Source organism: Streptomyces sp. NPDC041970 (genome assembly GCF_055588985.1).
Genome location: NZ_JBVJCD010000004.1, coordinates 1 through 20096, shown reverse-complemented (window position 1 = coordinate 20096; position 20096 = coordinate 1). Strand labels below are relative to the sequence as shown.

Below are 20096 nucleotides of genomic sequence, written 5' to 3'. Positions count from 1 at the left end.
GGCACAGGCCGCGTACCTGTCACAATCGCGGCATGACCACGCTCAAGTCCAAGCTCAAGGAAGACCTCCACACCGCCATGAAGGCGCGTGACGAGCTGACCTCGTCCACCCTTCGGCTCACCCTCACCGCCATCACGAAGGAGGAGGTCAGCGGCACCACGGCGCGCGAGCTCTCCGACGACGAGGTGCAGAAGGTGATCGCCAAGGAGGCGAAGAAGCGCCGCGAGGCGGCCGAGGCCTTCGCCCAGGGCGGTCGGACCGAGCAGGCCGAGCGGGAGAAGGCCGAGGGCGAGCTGCTCGACGGGTACCTGCCCAAGCAGCTCACCGACGACGAGCTGGACGCCCTCGTGGCGTCCGCCGTCGAGGAGGCGAAGGCCGCCGGGGCCGAGGGGCCGCGTGCGATGGGCGCCGTCATGAAGATCGTCACCCCTAAGGTCGCCGGGCTCGCGGAGGGCGGCCGGGTGGCCGCCGCGGTGAAGAAGCTCCTCGCCGGCTGACCGGGAGGGCACGCGGACAGCCGGACCCGAGGCGGTGTTCCCGAGGGGGTGGTCGGGTCTCCGTGTCCGTCGCTGTCGTCACGGCCGTCGGCCTTGGTCCGGTGGGCGTGCGGTGTTCCCGAGGGGTGGTCGGTCTCCGCGTCCGTCGCAGTCGTAACGGCCGCCCGCCTCGGTCCGGCGGCCCCGCAGAGACCACCGCCCTCCGAGCCGCCCGTCCCGCCGGCCCGGCAGACGCCACCGCCCTGCGAGCCGCCCGCCGCTCCCGGCCGTGCGCTCCTCCCCAGCGGGCAGGCGAAGCCGTAGGACGCTGCTGCCGAAACGACGAGAGGGTGGGGCGCCCGGTCCTCGACCGGGCGTCCCACCCTCCGTCATACAGGGGGTGCGAGGGCTCAGGGGCCGTTGCCGCCCAATCCGCCGAGCACGCCCTCCGGCAGTTCGATGCCGTCGAACGGGTCGCCGTCGCCGGGCTTGGCGTTGCCGCCACCGCCGGGCTTCGCGTTGCCGTCGCCGGGCTTGGCGTTGCCGCCACCGCGACCGGGGTTCGGCTCGCGGCCGCCCTGCCCCTTGTCGGCGCTCGGCTTCTCCTGGGCGCGGGGCACCTGGACCGGGCTGAACGTGGGGGTCTCGGACGCGTCCAGCGCGCCGGTCATCGCGATGCGCCAGATCGGGCCGGGGAGGCAGCCGCCGCAGACCTTGTCGTAGTACTGGCCGCCGATGGTGACGTCGAACATCGAGCTCTTGTCGCCGATGTCGTCGCCGACCCACACCGCGGTGGAGAGGTTCGGCGTGTACCCGACGAACCAGGCGTCCTTGCGGTCGTTGGTCGTACCGGTCTTGCCCGCGTTGTCCCGGTCGCTGAGGCCGGCCTGCGTGCCGGTGCCGTCCTCGACGACGCCCTTGAGCATCTGGTTGATGGTGTCCGCGGTCTTCTCGCTCATCGCCCGCGAGCACTGCGTCTTGGGGACCTTGAGCTTCTTGCCGTTCGCGTCGGTGATCGACTCGATGGCGATCGGCGTGCAGTACGTGCCCCGGTTGGCGAACGCGGCGTAGGCGCCGGCCATGGAGAGCGGGGTGCTCACCTCACCGCCGAGGGTGATCGAGGGGTACTCGCCCACCTTCTTGCCGTCACCGCGCTCGTAGCCGACCTTCTTGGCCATCTCCACGGTCTCGCAGAGGCCGGCCTTCTGCTCCAGCAGCGCGAAGTAGGTGTTGATGGACTTGCCGAGCGCGCTCGTCATGTCCCAGGAGCCCTTCTCGGACTCCAGCTCGTTCTGCAGCTTCCAGTCCGCGTAACCGGCCGGGGAGCCGGAGCAGTTGCGGAAGTCCTGCTCCTTCAGCGTGATCTTCCAGTCCGTGGCGAACGACGTCGCCGGGCTGATGCCCTTCTCCAGCGCCGCCGCCGCGGTGAACGGCTTGAACGTGGAGCCGACCTGGAAGCCGTACGTGCTGCCGCCCATCCTGTTGCTGACGGAGAGGTTGAGCACGGTCTCGTTCTGCTTCGGGTCCAGGCCGTACGGGCGGGACTGGCCCATGGACAGGATCTTGCCGCTGCCCGGCTGGACCTGCACCACCGACGCCGCGAACTTGTCGTCCTTGTTGACCTTCGCGGTGGCCGCTTCGTTGGCGGCCTGCTGGGCCCGCGGGTCCAGCGTGGTCCGGATGGTCAGACCGCCGAGGTTCCAGAGCTTCGCGCGCTCCTCCTCGGTCTTGCCGAAGGCGGGGTCGTTGAGGATCGTCTTGCGTACGTAGTCGCAGAAGAACCCGGAGCCGCTGACGGCGGTGATGCAGCCGTTCTTCGGCCTGCGGACCTGGAGCTTGATCGGGGTCTCCATGGCCTTGTCGGCCTCGGCCCGCGTGATGCTGCGGACCGCCGCCATCCGGGCCAGCACCGTGTTGCGGCGCTTGGTCGCCTCCTCGATGTCGTTGACCGGGTCGTAGCGGCTCGGCGACTGGACGAGGCCGGCGAGCAGCGCGGCCTCCTCCAGCTTGAGGTCCTTGGCGCGCTTGGAGAAGTAGCGCTGGGAGGCGGCCTCGACGCCGTACGCCTGCTGCCCGAAGAACGTGATGTTGAGGTAGTTCTCCAGGATCGTCTTCTTGCCCAGCTCCTCCTCGACCTGGATCGCGAACTTCAGCTCGCGGATCTTCCGGCCGAGGGTCTGCTGGGTGGCCGCCGCGACCTTCTCGGGGTCGTCGCCGGCCTCCTCGACGAACACGTTCTTCACGTACTGCTGGGTGAGCGTGGACGCGCCCTGCGCGGTCCCGCCCGCCTGCACGTTGCGGTTCATCGCCCGCAGGATGCCCTTGAGGTCGACGGCCCCGTGCTCGTAGAAGCGGGAGTCCTCGATCGCGATGATCGCGTCCTGCATGTACGGCGAGATGTCCTTCAGCGGGACGACCGTGCGGTCACGGGAGTAGACCGTGGCGATGGCGCCGCCGTCGCGGTCCAGGATCTTCGTCCGCTGGCTGAGCGGAGGGGTCTTGAGATTGGAGGGGATCTCGTCGAATCCTTCGACCGTCCCCTTGGCGGCGAGCCCCAGCGCTCCGGCTGCGGGCAGCGCGATGCCTGCCAGCACAGCTCCGGAAAGCGCGGCGACACCGAGGAACTTGGCGGCCTGCTGGGTCGTGGTGAGACCCCCGCCCGAGCGCTTCTTTGGCATGGGGGCAGCCTACGTTCTCATTCGCCGGACAGGCGTATAGGCCTTGGCCTAAGCTGCTGCCAACTGTCACAGCAGTCCGGTTCGGTAGCAAGTCGCGTGCGCCCCCATGCACGTCTTCTGGTCATTCTTCGCCTGGTCGACGCGTAGCCACACCGCTCAGAACCCGCCCAGTGCGACGTTCTCGGAATCGCCCGGTCAGTCAGGGAAAGTCCGTTGTGACTTGAGTGTTCTGTCCGCATTGATGGGCGATGGTCGCGCATGTCCTCGCATCACTCCCCTGGGTGATCTGCCGCATACGCATAGTCCGTTCGGACCATTCAAGATTGGGCCCGAAGGGGGTGTTGTGGTGTCCCCACCTTCCGTAACGTCCTCAACCGGCAGCGGTGAATATGCCGCTACCGCCGTGGGGGAGCCTCGATTCGGGAGAGGACGGCGCCGGCATGGGCTGGGTAACCGACTGGAGTGCGCAGGCAGCCTGCCGCACTACCGATCCGGATGAACTGTTCGTACAGGGCGCAGCGCAGAACAGGGCCAAGGCGGTGTGCACCGGATGCCCGGTGCGGACCGAGTGCCTGGCCGATGCGCTGGACAATCGCGTCGAGTTCGGCGTGTGGGGCGGAATGACGGAGCGGGAGCGCCGCGCACTGCTGCGCCGCCGCCCCACCGTCACGTCCTGGCGCCGACTGCTGGAGACCGCGCGCAGCGAGTACGAGCGGTCCGCCGGCATGTTGTCCGGAGTCATCGGACTGGAGGGCGAGGAGCTGCACGAGACGTACGCCGCCGTCGGGTAGCCGCGCGGGCGGCCCCGTCGTGCGGCAGGCGGCCGCGGCGGTCCGGCAGGGCGGTTACGCCGTTCCGGTCGGCGCGGGGTCCAAGCGGTTCGCGAGGCGGTCGCCGATGGCCCGCAGGCCGTCCAGGTCGTGCACATCGCCGGGCAGCGCCGCCACGCTGGTCACCGGCACCTCGGGGTGCCGGGCCGTGAAGCGGTCGCGGGTGCGGTGTTCGCGGGCGACGATCTGCATCCGCTCGGCGTGCAGTCGCAGCAGACCCGCCGTCAGCTCGTCGACGCCCACGAGCGCCTCCGGATCGGCGGTCCCGTCCGGTGCCGTGCTCCCCGTCGTGTCCTGGTACTCGGACACGGGCCTGTTTTCGGTCCCGGCCTGCCGTTCGGGGGAGAGGGCCGAGTCGGTCGTACCGGGGGCGGTGACCGCGGGGTCGGGGATCACCCGGTCACCAAGGGCAGCCTTCCCTTCCCGTTGATCCACCATGCGGAGTGCGTCAAGATTTTCCGCGGCCTCCAGCGCCTGCTCGGCGGAGAGTCGCGCCGCCTCGCTCCCGTGCACGCGGTTGAGGACGAGACCGGCCAGCGGCATGTCCTCGGCGGCCAGCCGCTCCACGAAGTACGCGGCCTCGCGCAGCGCGTCCCGCTCCGGGGTGGCGACCACGAGGAAGGCGGTGCCGGGCGCCTGGAGCAGCCTGTACGTGGCGTCCGCGCGGCTGCGGAATCCGCCGAACATGGTGTCCATCGCGGCCACGAACGTCTGGACGTCCCGCAGGAACTGGCCGCCGAGCAGCTTGCCCAGCGTCCCGCTCATCATCGACATGCCGACATTGAGGAACTTCATCCCCGCCCGGCCGCCCACTTTCGCGGGCGCCATCAGGAGCCGGATGAACTTCCCGTCGAGGAAGGAGCCGAGCCGCTTGGGCGCGTCCAGGAAGTCCAGCGCGGAGCGCGAGGGCGGGGTGTCGACGATGATCAGGTCCCACTCGTCGCGGGCCCGCAACTGCCCGAGCTTCTCCATCGCCATGTACTCCTGCGTACCGGCGAACCCGGCCGACAGGGACTGGTAGAAGGGGTTCTCCAGGATCGCGCGGGCGCGCTCGGCGTCCGCGTGCGCCTCGACGGTCTCGTCGAAGGTCCGCTTCATGTCGAGCATCATGGCGTGCAGCTCGCCCGCGCCCGCGATGCCGTCGACCCGCCGGGGGACGTTGTCCAGCTGGTCGATGCCCATGGACTGGGCGAGCCGCCGGGCCGGGTCGATGGTGAGGACGACGACCTTGCGGCCGCGCTCGGCGGCTCGTACGCCGAGGGCCGCGGCGGTCGTCGTCTTGCCGACCCCGCCGGAACCGCAGCAGACGACGATCCGGATGCCGGGGTCGTCCAGCAGCGCGTCGGCGTCCAGCGTCTCCGTGTCCCGCGACCGCGCGCCGGGGTCGTCCGGCGCCTCCGTGGCCCGAGCCGTGCCGGGCGTGGCCGGTGTCATGCGTCCCCCTCGTCCCCTGCGCCCTGTTTGCGCAGTTCCACGGCCAGGTCGTGCAGCGCGGTGAGGTCCACCCCGTCGCCCATCAGCGGCAGCTCCACCGTCGGCAGGCCCAGTCCCGCCAGCACGGCCCGCTGCTCCCGCTCCAGGCCGACCCGCTCGGCGTGCTCGGCCGCCTGCTCGACCAGGGGGCGCACCAAGGCGGCGGAACCGGTCACCCCGGCCCGCGTCAGCGCCTTGGCGATCTCCTTGCGGCGGCCGCCCGCGGCGGTGCGCAGGGCGTCCTCGTCCAGCAGGTGCGGGCGGACCATGTTCACGAAGACGCGGCCCACGGGCAGATCGGCCGCGCGCAGCTCGGCGATGCCGTCCGCGGTCTCCTGGACCGGCATCTCCTCCAGCAGGGTCACCAGGTGGACCGCGGTCTCCGGGGACTTCAGCACCCGCATCACGGCCTGCGCCTGGTTGTGTATCGGGCCGATCCTGGCCAGCCCGGCGACCTCGTCGTTGACGTTGAGGAAGCGGGTGATCCGGCCGGTCGGCGGGGCGTCCATGACCACGTGGTCGTAGACGAACCGGCCCCGCTTGTCCTTGCGGCGTACGGCTTCGCACGCCTTCCCGGTCAGCAGGACGTCCCGGACGCCGGGCGCGATCGTGGTGGCGAAGTCGATCGCGCCGAGCTTCTTCAGCGCCCGGCCCGCGCCGCCGAGCTTGTAGAACATCTGGAGGTAGTCGAGGAGGGCGCGTTCGGCGTCGATCGCCAGCGCGTACACCTCTCCGCCGCCGGGCGCGACGGCGATCCTGCGCTCCTCGTAGGGCAGCGCGTCGGAGTCGAAGAGCTGGGCGATGCCCTGCCTGCCCTCGACCTCGACGAGGAGGGTGCGCCTGCCCTCGGCCGCGAGGGCGAGCGCGAGGGCGGCGGCCACCGTGGTCTTACCGGTACCGCCCTTACCGCTGACGACCTGGAACCTGCTCACGTATTCGAGCCTAACCAGTCGAGCCCCGGCCTACGCACGGGACCGTACGTGCCAGGCGTTACAGTCGGGCCCATGACCAAGTGGGAATACGCGACCGTGCCGCTTCTCGTGCACGCGACCAAGCAGATTCTGGACACCTGGGGCGAGGACGGCTGGGAGCTGGTCCAGGTCGTTCCCGGCCCGAACAACCCCGAGCAGCTCGTGGCCTACCTGAAGCGGGAGAGGCCGTAGTGGCGGGCGCCGTCGAGGCGCGGCTCGCCGAACTGGGCCTGACCCTGCCCGCCGTCGTGCCGCCGCTGGCCTCGTACCAGCCGGCCGTGCGGTCCGGGGCGTACGTGTACACCTCCGGCCAGTTGCCGATGGTGGACGGCGCGCTCGCCGTCACCGGCAAGGTGGGCGCCGAGGTCACGCCGGACGAGGCGAAGGAGCTCGCGAGGACCTGCGCGCTCAACGCCCTGGCCGCCGTGAAGTCGGTCGCCGGGGATCTGGACCGGATCAAGCGCGTGGTGAAGGTCGTGGGCTTCGTCGCCTCGGCCGCCGACTTCACCGGTCAGCCCGCGGTGGTCAACGGCGCCAGCGAGCTGCTGGGCGCGGTCCTCGGCGACAAGGGCGTGCACGCCCGCAGCGCCGTGGGCGTGGCCGTGCTGCCGCTGGACGCCCCCGTCGAGGTCGAGGTCCAGGTCGAGCTCGTCGACGACTGAGCCGCCGGCGGCTCGCCGCCACCCGCACCTCCGAGATCCCGCCCCGTCGCAGCGACCGGGCGGGATCTCGCGTGTACGGGGTCGCCGGGGCGGGGCGGGGCGGGGCGGGGCGGGATGCGGTCGGGATGTGTACGGGACGGCTGCGGCGGGCGCGGGGCGTGCTCCAGGCGGTGCGGGGCGCGGTCCGCGGTGTGCACGGGACCGGCGGGGGCGGTGCGGCGTGCGGCCCGAGATGTCTGCGGGGCCGCTGGGCGGGGTCCGAGGCGTCCGCCGCCCGTGTCGGACGAGCACGTGCCTCTCGAACATCGGCGCGGTTCCGGATAGCCTCCGCCCATGCCCTCTGGCCAGTGGTACCCCCCGGAATGGCCCGACCGGATTCGGGCCCTCGCCGCCGGCGAGCTGACGGCCGTGGAGCCCCGGCGGTCCGCCACGGTCATGCTGCTCCGCGACACGGGCGCGGCGGACGCCTCCGGCCGGGCCGGCGGGGGCGGGCCGGCCGTGCACATGCTCCGCCGCCGGACGTCGATGGCCTTCGCCGGAGGCGCGTACGCCTATCCGGGTGGCGGGGTCGACCCGAGGGACGACGACCGCCTGATCGGGTGGGCCGGGCCCTCCCTGGAGCAGTGGGCCGCCCGGCTCGGCGTGGCGACGGTCACCGAGGCGCAGGCCGTGGTGTGCGCGGCGGTGCGCGAGACGTTCGAGGAGGCGGGCGTCCTGCTCGCCGGGCCGACCGAAGGGACGGTGGTCGGCGACACGACCGGGGCGGAGTGGGAGGCCGACCGGGAGGCGCTGGTGGCTCGGGACCTGTCCTTCGCGGAGTTCCTGGACCGGCGGGGTCTCGTGCTGCGCTCGGACCTGCTGGGCGCGTGGGCGCGGTGGATCACCCCGGAGTTCGAACCGAGGCGGTACGACACCTGGTTCTTCGTCGCCGCGCTCCCCGAGGGGCAGCGCACCCGCGACGTGTCCACCGAGGCGGACCACTCGGTGTGGATCGCCCCGTCCGAGGCGGTCCGCCGGTACGACCGGGGCGAGCTGCTGATGATGCCGCCCACCGTCTCGACGCTGCGGGCGCTCACCCCGTACGGGACGTCCGCCGAGGCCCTCGCGGCCGCCGAGGGCCGGGACCTGGCCCCCGTACTCGCCGAGGCCCGCCTGGAGGGCGGCGAGCTGGTGGTGAGCTGGCCGGGGCACGAGGAGTTCACCCGGCACGCGCCGACGGCCGGTCAGAGGGGTGAAGGCGCGTGAGTGACGCCGCCGCCCTGCCGGGGCAGCCGCGCGGAGCCGTGGTGTCCGGCCCCGCCACCACCCGTACGGTCAACGTCCTCGCGCCCAACCCCTCCGCGATGACGCTCGACGGCACGAACACCTGGATCGTCGCGGAGCCGGGCTCCGACCTCGCCGTGGTCATCGACCCCGGCCCGCTCGACGACGCGCACCTGCGGGCCGTGATCGACACGGTGGAGCGGAGCGGGCGGCGCGTGGGGCTCACACTGCTGACCCACGGGCACGCCGACCACGCGGAGGGCGCGGGCCGGTTCGCGGGGCTGACGGGGACGAAGGTGCGGGCCCTGGACGCGGCGCTGCGGCTGGGGGACGAGGGCCTCGCGGCGGGCGACGTGATCACCACCGGCGGTCTGGAGCTGCGCGTGGTGCCGACGCCGGGGCACACCTCGGACTCGCTCTCGTTCCATCTGCCCGCCGACCGGGCGGTGCTGACGGGGGACACGGTCCTCGGGCGCGGCACGACGATGGTCGCGCACCCGGACGGGCGGCTCGGCGACTACCTGGACACGTTGCGGCGGCTGCGTTCGCTGACGGTCGACGACGGCGTCCACACGGTGCTGCCGGGCCACGGGCCGGTGCTGGACGACGCGCAGGGGGCCGTGGAGTACTACCTGGCCCATCGCGCGCACCGGCTCGCCCAGGTCGAGACGGCGGTGGAGGCCGGACACCGTACGGCGTCGGAGGTGGTGGCCCATGTGTACGCCGACGTGGACCGCTCCCTGTGGCCGGCCGCCGAGCTGTCCGTACGGGCACAACTGGAATACCTGGCCGAGCACGGACTCATCCGGAGGCGGGAGCCGCCGCTCCCGTAGCGGCCGGACCGCCGGCGCGCGGCGGGCGGGCCCCCGGCGGCCGTGCCGGGCGGTGTGCGGCGGAGCGAAGGGCCCCGCCGACCGGAGCGCGCGGGTCGGCGGGGCCGTTGGGATCGTCCCGTGCGGCTCACCGGCCGGTGCTCCGGGTCAGCGCGAACGCTTCGCCAGCCGCTCCACGTCCAGGAGGATGACCGCGCGGGCCTCCAGCCGGAGCCAGCCGCGGCCCGCGAAGTCCGCGAGCGCCTTGTTGACCGTCTCGCGCGAGGCGCCGACCAACTGGGCCAGCTCCTCCTGCGTGAGGTCGTGCACCACGTGGATGCCCTCCTCCGACTGGACGCCGAAGCGGCGCGACAGGTCCAGCAGGGCGCGGGCGACGCGGCCCGGCACGTCGGAGAAGACCAGGTCGGACATCTGGTCGTTGGTCTTGCGCAGCCGCCGGGCGACCGCGCGCAGCAGGGCGGTGGCCACCTCGGGCCGGACGTTCAGCCAGGGCTGCAGGTCGCCGTGGCCGAGGCCGAGCAGCTTGACCTCCGTCAGCGCGGTGGCGGTCGCGGTCCGCGGGCCCGGATCGAAGAGCGACAGCTCACCGATCAGCTCGCCGGGGCCGAGCACGGCCAGCATGTTCTCGCGCCCGTCGGGCGAGGTGCGGTGGAGCTTCACCTTGCCCTCGGTGACCACGTACAGCCGGTCCCCCTGGTCGCCCTCGTGGAACAGCGCGTCTCCACGTGCGAGGGTCACCTCACTCATCGAGGCGCGGAGCTCCGCGGCCTGCTCGTCATCGAGCGCCGCGAAAAGCGGGGCGCGCCGCAGAACGTCGTCCACGAGTTCTCTCCTTGTCGGCCTGTCCCGGGAACCGTGGTCCCCATCATGCCGGACGGTAAAACAGTGCGATCAATCACAAACCAGTTTGACGCACGGGAGTGCCGGACCCTACGGCAGGGGGCCGATCGGGCGCGGATACCCGGTCACATGGGTGGTTGTCCGCGGCTGGCTCTAGGCTGGCCGGGTGTCCAGAACGCCGGGCAGAGCGCAGGCGGCGGGGGCTCACGGAGCGTCCGGGAGCCGTGATTCCGCTGAGAGCGAACAGCCCCGGCCGTGCCCGAAGAACGCCGCGTACGGCTCCCCGGAGACGCGCGTCGCCCCGGAGACCGGGGGACCGCTTCCGGAAGTCGGCCAGGAGGTCCGCAGTGTCACCGTCAACGCCCGGCACGACGCCCGACGAGCCGAAGGGGGGACCGGCACCCCGGCGCGCGTCCGCCGCCGGGGCCGGGGGGCGTGCGCGCAAGGCCCCGAGGGCGGAGTCGCATCTGGCGATGGTCCGCAGGGCGCGCCGGATCAACCGCGAGCTCGCCGAGGTCTATCCGTACGCCCATCCCGAGCTGGATTTCCGCAACCCCTTCGAACTCCTGGTGGCCACGGTCCTCTCCGCCCAGACGACGGATCTGAGGGTCAACCAGACCACTCCGGCCCTCTTCGCCGCCTACCCCACCCCCGAGGACATGGCGGCGGCCGTGCCGGAGGAGATGGAGGAGATCATCCGGCCGACCGGGTTCTTCCGGGCCAAGACGAAGTCGCTGCTGGGGCTCTCGGCCGCTCTCCGCGACGAGTTCGGCGGCGAGGTCCCCGGCCGTCTGGAGGACCTCGTCAAGCTGCCCGGCGTCGGGCGCAAGACCGCCAACGTCGTGCTGGGCAACGCGTTCGGAGTGCCCGGCATCACCGTCGACACGCACTTCGGCCGTCTGGTGCGGCGCTGGAAGTGGACGGACGAGGAGGACCCGGTGAAGGTCGAGGCCGTCGTCGCCGGGATCTTCCCCAAGAGCGAGTGGACGATGCTCTCCCACCGCGTCGTGTTCCACGGCCGCCGGATCTGCCACGCCCGCAAGCCCGCCTGCGGGGCCTGCCCCATCACCGCGCTCTGCCCGTCGTACGGGGAGGGCGAGACGGACCCGGAGAAGGCCAGGAAGCTCCTGAAGTACGAGATGGGCGGCTATCCGGGCCAGCGGCTCAGCCCGCCGCCGGACTATCCCGGCAAGCCCGCTGCGCCGCTGGGGTCCGCGTGAAGGCGGAACGGCCCTGACCGGAGGGGAGCCGCGGGGGGCGGCTCGGAACGAAACGACGCACGACAGCCGTTGTGCATCTACGGGGGTGCCTATGACACACGCGCACACACACGGCACGACGCGGGCCCGCGGCGTTCCGGCCGACGGTCCGGGAGGCGCCGGGCCCCGACACGCGGGGGCCGGCCCGAGCGGCGGGAGCCGGGGAGGGGCCGAGGGACGCGGCGGCCAGGAGCACGGCGGGCGCGGGGACGCGGAGCGCGCGCCCGAGGAGCGCGGCCCGCGCGGGGACGAGGGCGGGCGCGGGGCCGGGGAGCACGGCGGGCACGGGGCCGGCGGGGCCCCCGCCGGCGTACCGCCCGCTGGCCCGGCGGCCGTCTCCCCGGCCGTCGCGGACAGCGCCGCCCCCGGCCTGCCGACCTCCGGGCCGGGGGGTTCCGGTGCGGTGGTGGCGGGCGGGGCAGCTTCCGGGCCGGGGGGTTCCGGTGCGGTGGTGGCGGGCGGGGTCGCCTCCGACGCGGCGGTTCCCGTCACGACCGACGGCCTGCCCGCGTGGCTCGACCCCGTCGCCCGTGCCGCGCGGAGCGTCCAGCCGCGGCAGTTGAGCCGCTTCCTGCCGCCCGAGAGCGGGGCGGGCCGGCAGTCCGCCGTCCTGATCCTGTTCGGCGAGGGCGAGCGCGGGCCCGAGCTGCTGCTCATGGAGCGCTCGGGGACCCTGCGCTCCCACGCGGGTCAACCCTCCTTCCCCGGCGGCGCGCTCGACCCCGCGGACGGCGACCCGGCCACCACCGGTCCGCTGCGGGCGGCGCTGCGCGAGGCCGAGGAGGAGACCGGGCTCGACCCGCGGGGCGTCCAGGTCTTCGGTGTGCTGCCCCGGCTCTACATCCCGGTCAGCGGCTTCGTCGTGACGCCCGTGCTCGGCTGGTGGCGCGCGCCCAGCCCGGTCCGGGTGGTCGATCCGGCCGAGACGGCACGGGTCTTCACCGTCCCCGTGGCGGATCTCACGGACCCGGCCAACCGGGCCACGGCCGTGCACCCGAGCGGGCACAGGGGCCCGGCATTCCTGGTCGAATCGGCCCTTGTCTGGGGGTTCACGGCCGGAGTGATCGACCGGATCCTGCACTACGCGGGGTGGGAGCGCCCATGGGACCCGGCCAGACAGGTGCCGCTCGACTGGCGCTCATGACACGCTGGCTCTCCTGCTGCGCTGCTCCGGGCCCGGCCCGGACCCCGTCACCACCGACGGGCCAGGTGACGAAAGTGCGAGGCTACAGACGGTGAACGTGCTGGACATCCTGCTGCTGCTCGGTGCCGTGTGGTTCGCGGTCATCGGATACCGCCAGGGTTTCGTCGTCGGCATCCTGTCGGTGATCGGCTTCCTGGGGGGCGGTCTCGCCGCCGTCTACCTGCTGCCGGTCATCTGGGACCGGGTGACCGACGGGTCCGAGGTCTCCACGACGGCCGCCATCGTCGCGGTCGTCATCGTGATCGTCTGCGCCTCGGTCGGCCAGGCCCTCACCACCCACCTGGGCAACCGGCTCCGCAGGTTCATCACCTGGTCGCCGGCGCGCGCCCTGGACGCCACCGGCGGCGCGCTGGTCAACGTGGTCGCCATGCTCCTGGTGGCCTGGATGATCGGCCTGCTGCTGGCCGGCACCTCACTGCCGACCCTCGGCAAGGAGGTCCGCAGCTCCTCGGTGCTGCTGGGCGTCGACCGGGTGATGCCCCAGCAGGCGCCCAACTGGTTCGACGACTTCTCCTCGGTCCTGGCGCAGAACGGCTTCCCGCAGGTCTTCAGCCCGTTCGCCAACGAGCCGATCACCGAGGTCAAGGCTCCGGACCCGGCGCTGGTGGGCAGCCCGGTCGCCGCCCGTGCCAAGAAGTCGATCGTCAAGGTCGTGGGCACGGCCCCGAGCTGCGGCAAGGTCCTCGAAGGGACCGGCTTCGTCTTCTCCGGCCGCCGGGTCATGACCAACGCCCACGTCGTCGGCGGCGTGGAGGAGCCCACCGTCCAGATCGGCGGCGAGGGCCGACTGTACGACGCGAAGGTCGTCCTCTACGACTGGCGGCGCGACATCGCCGTCCTGGACGTCCCCGACCTCAAGGCCAAGCCCCTGGAGTTCACCGACACGGACGACGACGCGCGCAGCGGCGACAGCGCGATCGTCGCCGGCTTCCCGGAGAACGGCGCGTACGACGTGCGCTCCGCCCGCGTCCGCGCCCGTATCAACGCCGACGGCCCGGACATCTACCACCGGGGCACCGTCCGCCGCGACGTGTACTCGCTGTACGCGACGGTGCGTCAGGGCAACTCCGGTGGCCCGCTGCTCACCACGGACGGCAAGGTCTACGGCGTGGTGTTCGCCAAGTCGCTCGACGACCCGGACACCGGTTACGCGCTGACGGCCGACGAGATCCGCGAGGACATCGAGATCGGCCGCACGGCCAACCAGCAGGTCGACAGCGAGGGCTGCGCCCTGTAGCGCGCCGCCCGCCCGGTGAGCGCGGCGCAACGCGGACGGGTCGGCCGGTCCGACTGCGGGCGGCCCGACCCCGTCCCCGTACCGCCGCCGTACCGTGAAGAGCCCCGTCAGCCGCACTGCGGATCGACGGGGCTCGGGGGCGGGGTGTCGGAAGGGTGCGGGGAGGTCAGTTACGGGGGTGGCGCAGGCGCGCCGAGACCCAGCGGGCCCGGCGGCGGAGGATGCGCGGGATCCCGAGCCGGGGATGATGGAGGTCGTGCACGTCGTGTCCCCGGCCGCTGGGGCCGCCCCCTTCATGAGTGCCCGCACCGGCTGTCGCGGTGGAGCGGCGGTTGCGTGCTTCGTCGGTGAAGTCGTGCGTCCAGCCCATACCCCGACGTCTGCCCGTGACGCATGGTCGGTAATCGTGTGGGCGTCAGCCGATTGGCCTATGCGGTAGGCAAGTGGCCAACCCTCGAACACCCGTGCCGTCGCCGGGCCGGGGGCTACCGGTCGGGCTCGGGGTCTTTGAGCCAGTTGACGAGTTCGGTGGAGAAGCCGATCGGGTCCTCCTCGTGCGGGAAGTGCCCGACGCCGTCGAAAAGCCGCCATCGGTAGGGCGCTTCGACGTACTCCCCGGACCCCGCCGAACTCCGGGTGCGGACGGCCGGATCGAGCGACCCGTGCAGATGCAGCGTGGGCACGCGGACCGGGCGCTTCATCCGCCGGTTGAACTGCACGCCGTCCGGGCGGGCCATCGACCGCACCATCCAGCGGTACGGCTCGATCGAGCAGTGCGCGGTCGACGGGATGCTCATGGCCCGCCGGTAGACGTCCAGGGTGTCCCGGTCGGGGAAGTCCGGGGTCCGGGGGCCCGCCCACTCCTCGATGAGACGGCCGACCAGCGCGGCGTCGTCCGCGACGAGCCTGCGCTCCGGCAGCCACGGCCGCTGGAAGCCCCACACGTACGAACCCGCCCGCGACTGGGCGAAGTCCGAGAGCATCGAGGAGCGCCAGCGGCGCGGGTGCGGCATGGAGGAGACGGCGAGCCGGCGGACCAGCTTGGGCCGCATCACGGCGGCCGTCCACGCGAGGTACCCGCCGAGGTCGTGGCCGACGAGTGCCGCATCGGGCTCGCCGAGGGAGCGGATCACCCCGGTGACGTCGAGGGCGAGGTTGGCGGGGTCGTAGCCGCGCGGCGTGCGGTCGCTGCCGCCCACCCCGCGCAGGTCCATCGCCACGGCCCGGAAGCCCGCTTCGGCGAGCGCGGTCATCTGGTGGCGCCAGGTCCACCAGAACTGCGGGAAGCCGTGCAGCAGGAGCACCAGCGGCCCCTCACCCGCCTCCGCGATGTGGAACCGCGCCCCGTTGGCCGCCACGTCGCGGTGCGTCCAGGGGCCGTCGAGGCGTACGGGGCCTCCGGCCGGGGCGCGGCCCGCCGTGGCGGCCCGCTGCTCGTCGCTCCCGCCGGCGGAGGGCCCGTCGCCCGGCGGCCTGCCCGCGGCCTCGACCGGGCGCGTGGCTGATGTCGCCGAGGCGGCCGGGCCCGTCGGGTCCACCGGACCCGTCGGACCGAATGCGCTGGAATCGGGAACCGTCATGTGGACGAGCGTGCCACAGCGGCGGCCTCACCCTGACCGACGCGCCCCTCGCCGCCCTTCGCCGCCAGGCTGCTGCCGGATCGGTCGATGATCGCGGCGGCCTTGACGGACGGGCGCGGGTGCGGCTTCGCGCTCTGCAGGACCGCGGCGGTCTGCTTGGCCGAGGCGATCGACTTCTGCGGCGGCTTGACCTTCTTGAACTTGCGCAGGCCGATCAGCCCCAACAGGGCCGCCAGCAGCACGAACCCGCCCGCCACGATCAGGAACGACCACGCCAGGCCCAGGCCCAGGTTGTGAATCCCGTACGCGGCGGCGAAGCTCAGCATCGGCATCGTGAACAGGAGCAGCGCGCCCGCGACGATGAACGCCACGCTGCCGATCACCCCGCGCTTGACGTCCTGGCGCACTTCCGCCTTGGCCAGGGCGATCTCGTCGTGCACCAGCGCGGACATCTCGGCGGTCGCCGTGGCGACCAACTGCCCGATGCTGCGGTCGGCACTGGCCACGTAGTTGCCGGGGTCGCTCATCCCTGACTCCCTCTCCGTCTTCGACACATCCGATGTCAGATCATGCCGGACTGTTCGGCTTGTCGCGCGCTGCCCCCGCCCGTTCGGCGAGACGGAGGTGCTCGGCCGCCTTCCGCTCGTGGATGGCGGCCATCCGCAAGTGGTACTCGGGATCGTCCTGCTCGTAGACGTCCGGCACCCCGGACGCGTCCTCGTCCCGCTCCTCGGCCTCCCACAGCGCCTGGTACTTGCGTACCCGCAGGCGGAGAAGTACACAGGCGAACAGCGCCGCGATCAGCGAGCCCATGAGGACGGCGGCCTTGATCTCGTTCACCGTCTCCGTGTCGCCCTCGAAGGCGAGCTCGCCGATGAGCAGGGAGACGGTGAAGCCGATGCCGGCGAGCGAGGCGACGGCGAAGACGTCCGCCCAGGCCAGGTCCTTGTTCAGCTCCGCCTTGGTGAAGCGGGCGGCGAGGTAGGTGCCGCCGAAGATGCCGACCGCCTTGCCCACGACGAGTCCGAGCACGACGCCGAGCGTCTCCGGGCGGGTGAAGACGCCCGCCAGCGCCTCCCCCTTCAGGGAGACCCCGGCCGCGAACAGGGCGAACAGCGGGACCGCGACCCCGGCCGACAGCGGACGCACCAGGTGCTCGATGCGCTCACCGGGGGAGTGCGCCTCGCCCTCGCGCCGGGTGCAGCGCAGCATCAGGCCCATCGCGACGCCGGCGATGGTGGCGTGGACGCCGCTGTTGTACATCAGGCCCCAGACGACCAGGGCGAGCGGTACGTAGACGTACCAGCCCCGGACGCCGAAACGCAGGAGGAGGTGGAAGGCCACCAGACCGGCGACGGCCCCGCCGAGCGCCAGGAAGTCCAGGTCGGAGGTGAAGAACACCGCGATGATGAGGATGGCGAAGAGGTCGTCGACCACGGCCAGGGTCAGCAGGAACGCCCGCAGCGCCGAGGGCAGCGACGTGCCGATCACCGCGAGGACGGCCAGCGCGAAGGCGATGTCGGTGGCCGTGGGCACGGCCCAGCCGGCCATCGAGCCGCCGCCGACGCCCACGGTCAGGGCGTAGACCAGGGCGGGTGCCACCATGCCGCACAGCGCCGCCACCACGGGGAGGGCGGCCGCTTTCGGGTCCCTCAGTTCGCCCGCGACCAGCTCGCGCTTGAGTTCGACGCCGGCGACGAAGAAGAAGACGGCGAGCAGCCCGTCCGCGGCCCAGTGCGCCACCGAGAGGTCCAGCCCGAGGGCGCCGGGGCCGAAGTGGAAGTGGCTGACCGATGCGTAACTGTCGCTGAACGTGTTCGCCCAGAGCAGCGCCACGACCGCCGCGACGAGCAGGAGGACGCCGCCGACCGTCTCGGTCCGCAGCGCTTCGGCCACGTAGGTGCGCTCGGGGAGGGAGAGCCTGCCGAGCACGGTGCGGCGGTGCGGGGGCGGTGCGGGGTTGGACGCGGCCACGAGAGGGACCTCCGGGTCGGTACGGCGAAGCAGGCGGACAAGGCATGGCTGATGCACATGCCGACCAGACTTCCCGGCGCCCCTGTGGGATCTCTATGACGTTGTGGCTGCGGTGGGTCCACCCTACCTGGGGGTTCTCGCCCTGCGCGGTGAGCGCCCGATTCGACGATCTTCGCCTGGGACGCCGACGGGGCGCCCGGCGGTGTGCCGGGCGCCCCGTCGGAGCCGTACGGGCTCTCTCTCCGCGGTGTCGGTCCTCGGCGGAGTCCGCGCGCGTCAACCCTCGGAGGACGTCGCACCCTCGGAGGACGTCGCACCCTCGGAGGGTGTCGGTCCTCCGAGGGTGTCGGTCCACGGAGAGTGTCAGTCCTCGGAGGAGGAGGACGGCAACTGGGTGGTGATCAGGTCCATCACCGAGGAGTCGGTGAGCGTGGTGACGTCTCCCAGCTCGCGGTTCTCGGCGACGTCGCGCAGCAGACGGCGCATGATCTTGCCGGACCGGGTCTTCGGCAGCTCGGCGACCGGCAGCACCCGCTTGGGCTTCGCGATCGGGCCGAGCGTCGCTCCGACGTGGTTGCGCAGGTCGGCGACCAGCTCCTCGGAGGCGGACGCCGTACCCCGCAGGATCACGAACGCCACGATGGCCTGGCCGGTCGTCTCGTCGGCCGCGCCGACCACGGCGGCCTCGGCCACCGAGGGGTGGGAGACCAGGGCGGACTCGACCTCGGTGGTGGAGATGTTGTGCCCCGAGACGAGCATCACGTCATCGACCCGGCCGAGCAGCCAGATGTCGCCGTCCTCGTCCTTCTTGGCGCCGTCGCCCGCGAAGTACTTGCCCGCGAAACGCGACCAGTAGGTGTCGATGAACCGCTGGTCGTCGCCCCAGATGGTGCGCAGCATCGACGGCCACGGCTCGGTGAGGACGAGGTAGCCGCCCCCGCCGTCGGGCACCTCGTTCGCCTCGTCGTCCACGACGGTGGCGGAGATGCCCGGCAGCGCGCGCTGGGCGCTCCCCGGCTTGGCCGCCGTGACGCCGGGCAGCGGGGAGATCATCATCGCGCCGGTCTCGGTCTGCCACCAGGTGTCCACGACGGGACACTTGTCGGCGCCGATGTTCTTCCGGTACCACATCCACGCCTCGGGGTTGATCGGCTCGCCCACCGACCCGAGAACGCGCAGCGAGGACAGGTCGAACTTGGCGGGGATGTCGTCCCCCCACTTCATGAACGTGCGGATCGCGGTCGGCGCCGTGTAGAGGATCGTGACGCCGTACTTCTGCACGATCTCCCAGAAGCGCCCCTGGTGCGGCGTGTCGGGCGTGCCCTCGTACATGACCTGGGTCGCGCCGTTGGCCAGCGGCCCGTAGACGATGTACGAGTGCCCGGTCACCCAGCCGATGTCGGCGGTGCACCAGTAGACGTCGGTCTCCGGCTTGAGGTCGAAGACCGCGTGGTGGGTGTAGGCCGCCTGGGTGAGGTAGCCGCCGGAGGTGTGCAGGATGCCCTTGGGCTTCCCCGTCGTGCCGGAGGTGTAGAGGATGAAGAGCGGCTGCTCCGCCTCGAAGGCCTCGGGGGCGTGCTCGGCGGACTGCCGGGCGGTGATCTCGTGCCACCAGACGTCGCGGCCCTCGGTCCACGCGGTGTCCTGCCCGGTGCGGCGGACCACGAGGACGTGCTCGACGCTGTCGATACGGGACACGGCGTCGTCGACCGCGGGCTTGAGCGCGGAGGGCTTGCCGCGCCGGTAACCGCCGTCCGCCGTGATCACGACCTTGGCGTCCGCGTCCTGGATGCGGGTGGCGATGGCGTCGGCGGAGAAGCCGCCGAAGACCACGGAGTGCGCGGCGCCGATACGGGCGCACGCCAGCATCGCCACGGCCGCCTCGGGGATCATCGGCAGATAGACGGCGACCCGGTCGCCCTTGCCGACTCCCAGCTCCGTGAGGGCGTTGGCGGCGCGCGAGACCTCGTCCTTCAGCTCGGCGTAGGTGATCGAGCGGCTGTCGCCGGGCTCGCCCTCGAAGTGGATGGCGACCCGGTCTCCGTTGCCCGCCTCGACGTGGCGGTCCACGCAGTTGTACGCGACGTTCAGCTCGCCGTCCGCGAACCACTTCGCGAAAGGCGGATTGCTCCAGTCGAGGGTCTCGGTCGGTTCGGTGACCCATGTCAGGCGGCGGGCCTGCTCGGCCCAGAAGCCCAACCGGTCCGCCTCGGCCTGCTCGTACGCCTCTGCGGTGACGTTGGCGTTGGCGGCCAGCTCGGCAGGCGGAGCGAACTTCCGCTCTTCCCGAAGCAGGTTGGCCAGGCTTTCGTTGCTCACGACTTCTCCCAGTCCCAGGGTGTCCGTTGTGTCCCGAGGCATAGCTCATCAGGCGCGAGGCCGGGTGACAAGGGTCTGCCGGGAATTGGTTTAGACCTGTGTCTTCCTGTATGGAGACATGATCCCGTTCGGCTCTCCGGGGCCGCCCCGCGACGCGTGCCGCGCGGAGTCCGCGTCCCCCGATGAGGGCGTGGAGCGGGCACATCGGGTGCCACGGATGTGAGGCGCGTCCGGTTCAGGTCGGCACGGCTGGTCCCGGCGCGTGGGTGGGACTCTTCGTTTCGGCCAGGTCGTCTGCCCCGACCGCACCTCCCTGGCGTGGGGGCGGGTTGTCTGCCTGGCGTGACGTGGGCTCCGTGCGGTGGGTGGATGCCGCTTGGCCGGGCGCATGTCGCGCGGGGGGGGGGGTGTCTCTATGTCCTTCGTCAAGGACGTGGTGCCTGGTATGGGGCTGTTTGGGGTGGTCATGCGGTGAGGGTGACGGTGGGGGTTCTGGA

At 72.2% G+C, this 20096-nt stretch carries 18 protein-coding genes; 9 read left to right on the top strand and 9 right to left on the bottom strand.

The window, feature by feature from the left end; all coding sequences use genetic code 11:
- The first annotated feature begins 32 nt into the window (after positions 1-32).
- Positions 33-497 carry a GatB/YqeY domain-containing protein gene (locus ACZ6EJ_RS03635; protein ID WP_469264291.1) on the top strand — a complete coding sequence of 155 codons (465 nt, stop codon included), beginning with the start codon at positions 33-35 and terminating at the stop codon, positions 495-497.
- Positions 498-886: 389 nt separating this feature from the next.
- On the opposite strand, the gene ACZ6EJ_RS03630 is transcribed toward ACZ6EJ_RS03635, so the two are convergent.
- Entirely contained in the window at positions 887-3154 is a 2268-nt protein-coding gene (locus ACZ6EJ_RS03630; protein WP_469264290.1) for a transglycosylase domain-containing protein, read from the bottom strand.
- A gap of 440 nt (positions 3155-3594) precedes the next feature.
- On the opposite strand from ACZ6EJ_RS03630, the gene ACZ6EJ_RS03625 reads away from it, so the two are divergent.
- Positions 3595-3945: a WhiB family transcriptional regulator gene (locus tag ACZ6EJ_RS03625; RefSeq protein ID WP_469264289.1), complete on the top strand. Its 351-nt coding sequence runs from the start codon at positions 3595-3597 to the stop codon at positions 3943-3945.
- Between the two features lie 54 nt (positions 3946-3999).
- Here the strand turns inward: ACZ6EJ_RS03625 and bagB are convergent, their stop codons facing one another.
- Positions 4000-5418 (bottom strand): ATPase BagB, encoded by a 1419-nt coding sequence (bagB, locus tag ACZ6EJ_RS03620; protein ID WP_469264287.1) that lies wholly within the window; start codon positions 5416-5418, stop codon positions 4000-4002.
- On the bottom strand, positions 5415-6389 hold the full coding sequence (gene bagA, locus ACZ6EJ_RS03615; RefSeq protein ID WP_469264286.1) for an ATPase BagA: 975 nt from the start codon (positions 6387-6389) through the stop codon (positions 5415-5417). The genes bagB and bagA overlap by 4 nt, the downstream gene beginning before the upstream one ends.
- Before the next feature lie 72 nt (positions 6390-6461).
- Here bagA and ACZ6EJ_RS03610 point away from each other — a divergent pair, with 72 nt between their 5' ends.
- The 4 genes from ACZ6EJ_RS03610 to ACZ6EJ_RS03595 all read left to right on the top strand — a co-directional run bounded on the left by ACZ6EJ_RS03610 (position 6462) and on the right by ACZ6EJ_RS03595 (position 9186).
- On the top strand, positions 6462-6620 hold the full coding sequence (locus ACZ6EJ_RS03610) for a DUF4177 domain-containing protein (protein ID WP_469264285.1): 159 nt from the start codon (positions 6462-6464) through the stop codon (positions 6618-6620).
- Complete coding sequence (locus ACZ6EJ_RS03605; RefSeq protein ID WP_469264283.1) at positions 6620-7090, top strand: RidA family protein; 471 nt, start codon at positions 6620-6622, stop codon at positions 7088-7090. The genes ACZ6EJ_RS03610 and ACZ6EJ_RS03605 overlap by 1 nt, the downstream gene beginning before the upstream one ends.
- A gap of 333 nt (positions 7091-7423) precedes the next feature.
- Complete coding sequence (locus ACZ6EJ_RS03600; protein ID WP_469264282.1) at positions 7424-8335, top strand: NUDIX hydrolase; 912 nt, start codon at positions 7424-7426, stop codon at positions 8333-8335.
- Positions 8332-9186 carry an MBL fold metallo-hydrolase gene (locus tag ACZ6EJ_RS03595; RefSeq protein ID WP_469264281.1) on the top strand — a complete coding sequence of 285 codons (855 nt, stop codon included), beginning with the start codon at positions 8332-8334 and terminating at the stop codon, positions 9184-9186. The genes ACZ6EJ_RS03600 and ACZ6EJ_RS03595 overlap by 4 nt, the downstream gene beginning before the upstream one ends.
- Before the next feature lie 147 nt (positions 9187-9333).
- Here ACZ6EJ_RS03595 and ACZ6EJ_RS03590 read toward each other — a convergent pair whose 3' ends face one another.
- A complete protein-coding gene (locus tag ACZ6EJ_RS03590; RefSeq protein WP_030972192.1) occupies positions 9334-10008 on the bottom strand; it encodes a Crp/Fnr family transcriptional regulator in 675 nt (224 codons plus the stop codon).
- Between the two features lie 365 nt (positions 10009-10373).
- On the opposite strand from ACZ6EJ_RS03590, the gene nth reads away from it, so the two are divergent.
- The 3 genes from nth to ACZ6EJ_RS03575 all read left to right on the top strand — a co-directional run bounded on the left by nth (position 10374) and on the right by ACZ6EJ_RS03575 (position 13726).
- Positions 10374-11246: an endonuclease III gene (gene nth, locus ACZ6EJ_RS03585; RefSeq protein ID WP_469264280.1), complete on the top strand. Its 873-nt coding sequence runs from the start codon at positions 10374-10376 to the stop codon at positions 11244-11246.
- 487 nt (positions 11247-11733) lie between these two features.
- A complete protein-coding gene (locus ACZ6EJ_RS03580) occupies positions 11734-12429 on the top strand; it encodes an NUDIX hydrolase (protein ID WP_469264279.1) in 696 nt (231 codons plus the stop codon).
- Between the two features lie 91 nt (positions 12430-12520).
- Positions 12521-13726: a MarP family serine protease gene (locus ACZ6EJ_RS03575; RefSeq protein WP_469264277.1), complete on the top strand. Its 1206-nt coding sequence runs from the start codon at positions 12521-12523 to the stop codon at positions 13724-13726.
- A gap of 166 nt (positions 13727-13892) precedes the next feature.
- On the opposite strand, the gene ACZ6EJ_RS03570 is transcribed toward ACZ6EJ_RS03575, so the two are convergent.
- The 5 genes from ACZ6EJ_RS03570 to acs all read right to left on the bottom strand — a co-directional run bounded on the left by ACZ6EJ_RS03570 (position 13893) and on the right by acs (position 19641).
- A complete protein-coding gene (locus ACZ6EJ_RS03570; RefSeq protein ID WP_469264275.1) occupies positions 13893-14096 on the bottom strand; it encodes a hypothetical protein in 204 nt (67 codons plus the stop codon).
- 115 nt (positions 14097-14211) lie between these two features.
- The gene (locus ACZ6EJ_RS03565; protein ID WP_469264274.1) at positions 14212-15306 is read right to left on the bottom strand and encodes an alpha/beta fold hydrolase; all 1095 of its coding nucleotides are present in this window, start codon (positions 15304-15306) and stop codon (positions 14212-14214) included.
- Entirely contained in the window at positions 15303-15833 is a 531-nt protein-coding gene (locus tag ACZ6EJ_RS03560) for a phage holin family protein (RefSeq protein ID WP_469264272.1), read from the bottom strand. Before ACZ6EJ_RS03560 ends, ACZ6EJ_RS03565 begins: the two co-directional genes overlap by 4 nt.
- A gap of 40 nt (positions 15834-15873) precedes the next feature.
- On the bottom strand, positions 15874-17280 hold the full coding sequence (gene nhaA, locus ACZ6EJ_RS03555; protein ID WP_469264270.1) for a Na+/H+ antiporter NhaA: 1407 nt from the start codon (positions 17278-17280) through the stop codon (positions 15874-15876).
- Between the two features lie 363 nt (positions 17281-17643).
- Positions 17644-19641 (bottom strand): acetate--CoA ligase, encoded by a 1998-nt coding sequence (gene acs / locus ACZ6EJ_RS03550; protein ID WP_469264268.1) that lies wholly within the window; start codon positions 19639-19641, stop codon positions 17644-17646.
- Between the last annotated feature and the right edge of the window lie 455 nt (positions 19642-20096).

What these genes read in the sequence shown, in the direction of transcription:
- ACZ6EJ_RS03635 (WP_469264291.1), top strand. Translation starts at nt 33, where the DNA reads ATGACCACGCTCAAGTCCAAGCTCAAGGAAGACCTCCACACCGCCATG.
- ACZ6EJ_RS03600 (WP_469264282.1), top strand. Translation starts at nt 7,424, where the DNA reads ATGCCCTCTGGCCAGTGGTACCCCCCGGAATGGCCCGACCGGATTCGG.
- bagB (WP_469264287.1), bottom strand. Translation starts at nt 5,418, where the DNA reads ATGACACCGGCCACGCCCGGCACGGCTCGGGCCACGGAGGCGCCGGAC.
- acs (WP_469264268.1), bottom strand. Translation starts at nt 19,641, where the DNA reads ATGCCTCGGGACACAACGGACACCCTGGGACTGGGAGAAGTCGTGAGC.
- ACZ6EJ_RS03560 (WP_469264272.1), bottom strand. Translation starts at nt 15,833, where the DNA reads ATGAGCGACCCCGGCAACTACGTGGCCAGTGCCGACCGCAGCATCGGG.
- ACZ6EJ_RS03565 (WP_469264274.1), bottom strand. Translation starts at nt 15,306, where the DNA reads ATGACGGTTCCCGATTCCAGCGCATTCGGTCCGACGGGTCCGGTGGAC.
- ACZ6EJ_RS03630 (WP_469264290.1), bottom strand. Translation starts at nt 3,154, where the DNA reads ATGCCAAAGAAGCGCTCGGGCGGGGGTCTCACCACGACCCAGCAGGCC.
- ACZ6EJ_RS03570 (WP_469264275.1), bottom strand. Translation starts at nt 14,096, where the DNA reads ATGGGCTGGACGCACGACTTCACCGACGAAGCACGCAACCGCCGCTCC.
- ACZ6EJ_RS03625 (WP_469264289.1), top strand. Translation starts at nt 3,595, where the DNA reads ATGGGCTGGGTAACCGACTGGAGTGCGCAGGCAGCCTGCCGCACTACC.
- ACZ6EJ_RS03610 (WP_469264285.1), top strand. Translation starts at nt 6,462, where the DNA reads ATGACCAAGTGGGAATACGCGACCGTGCCGCTTCTCGTGCACGCGACC.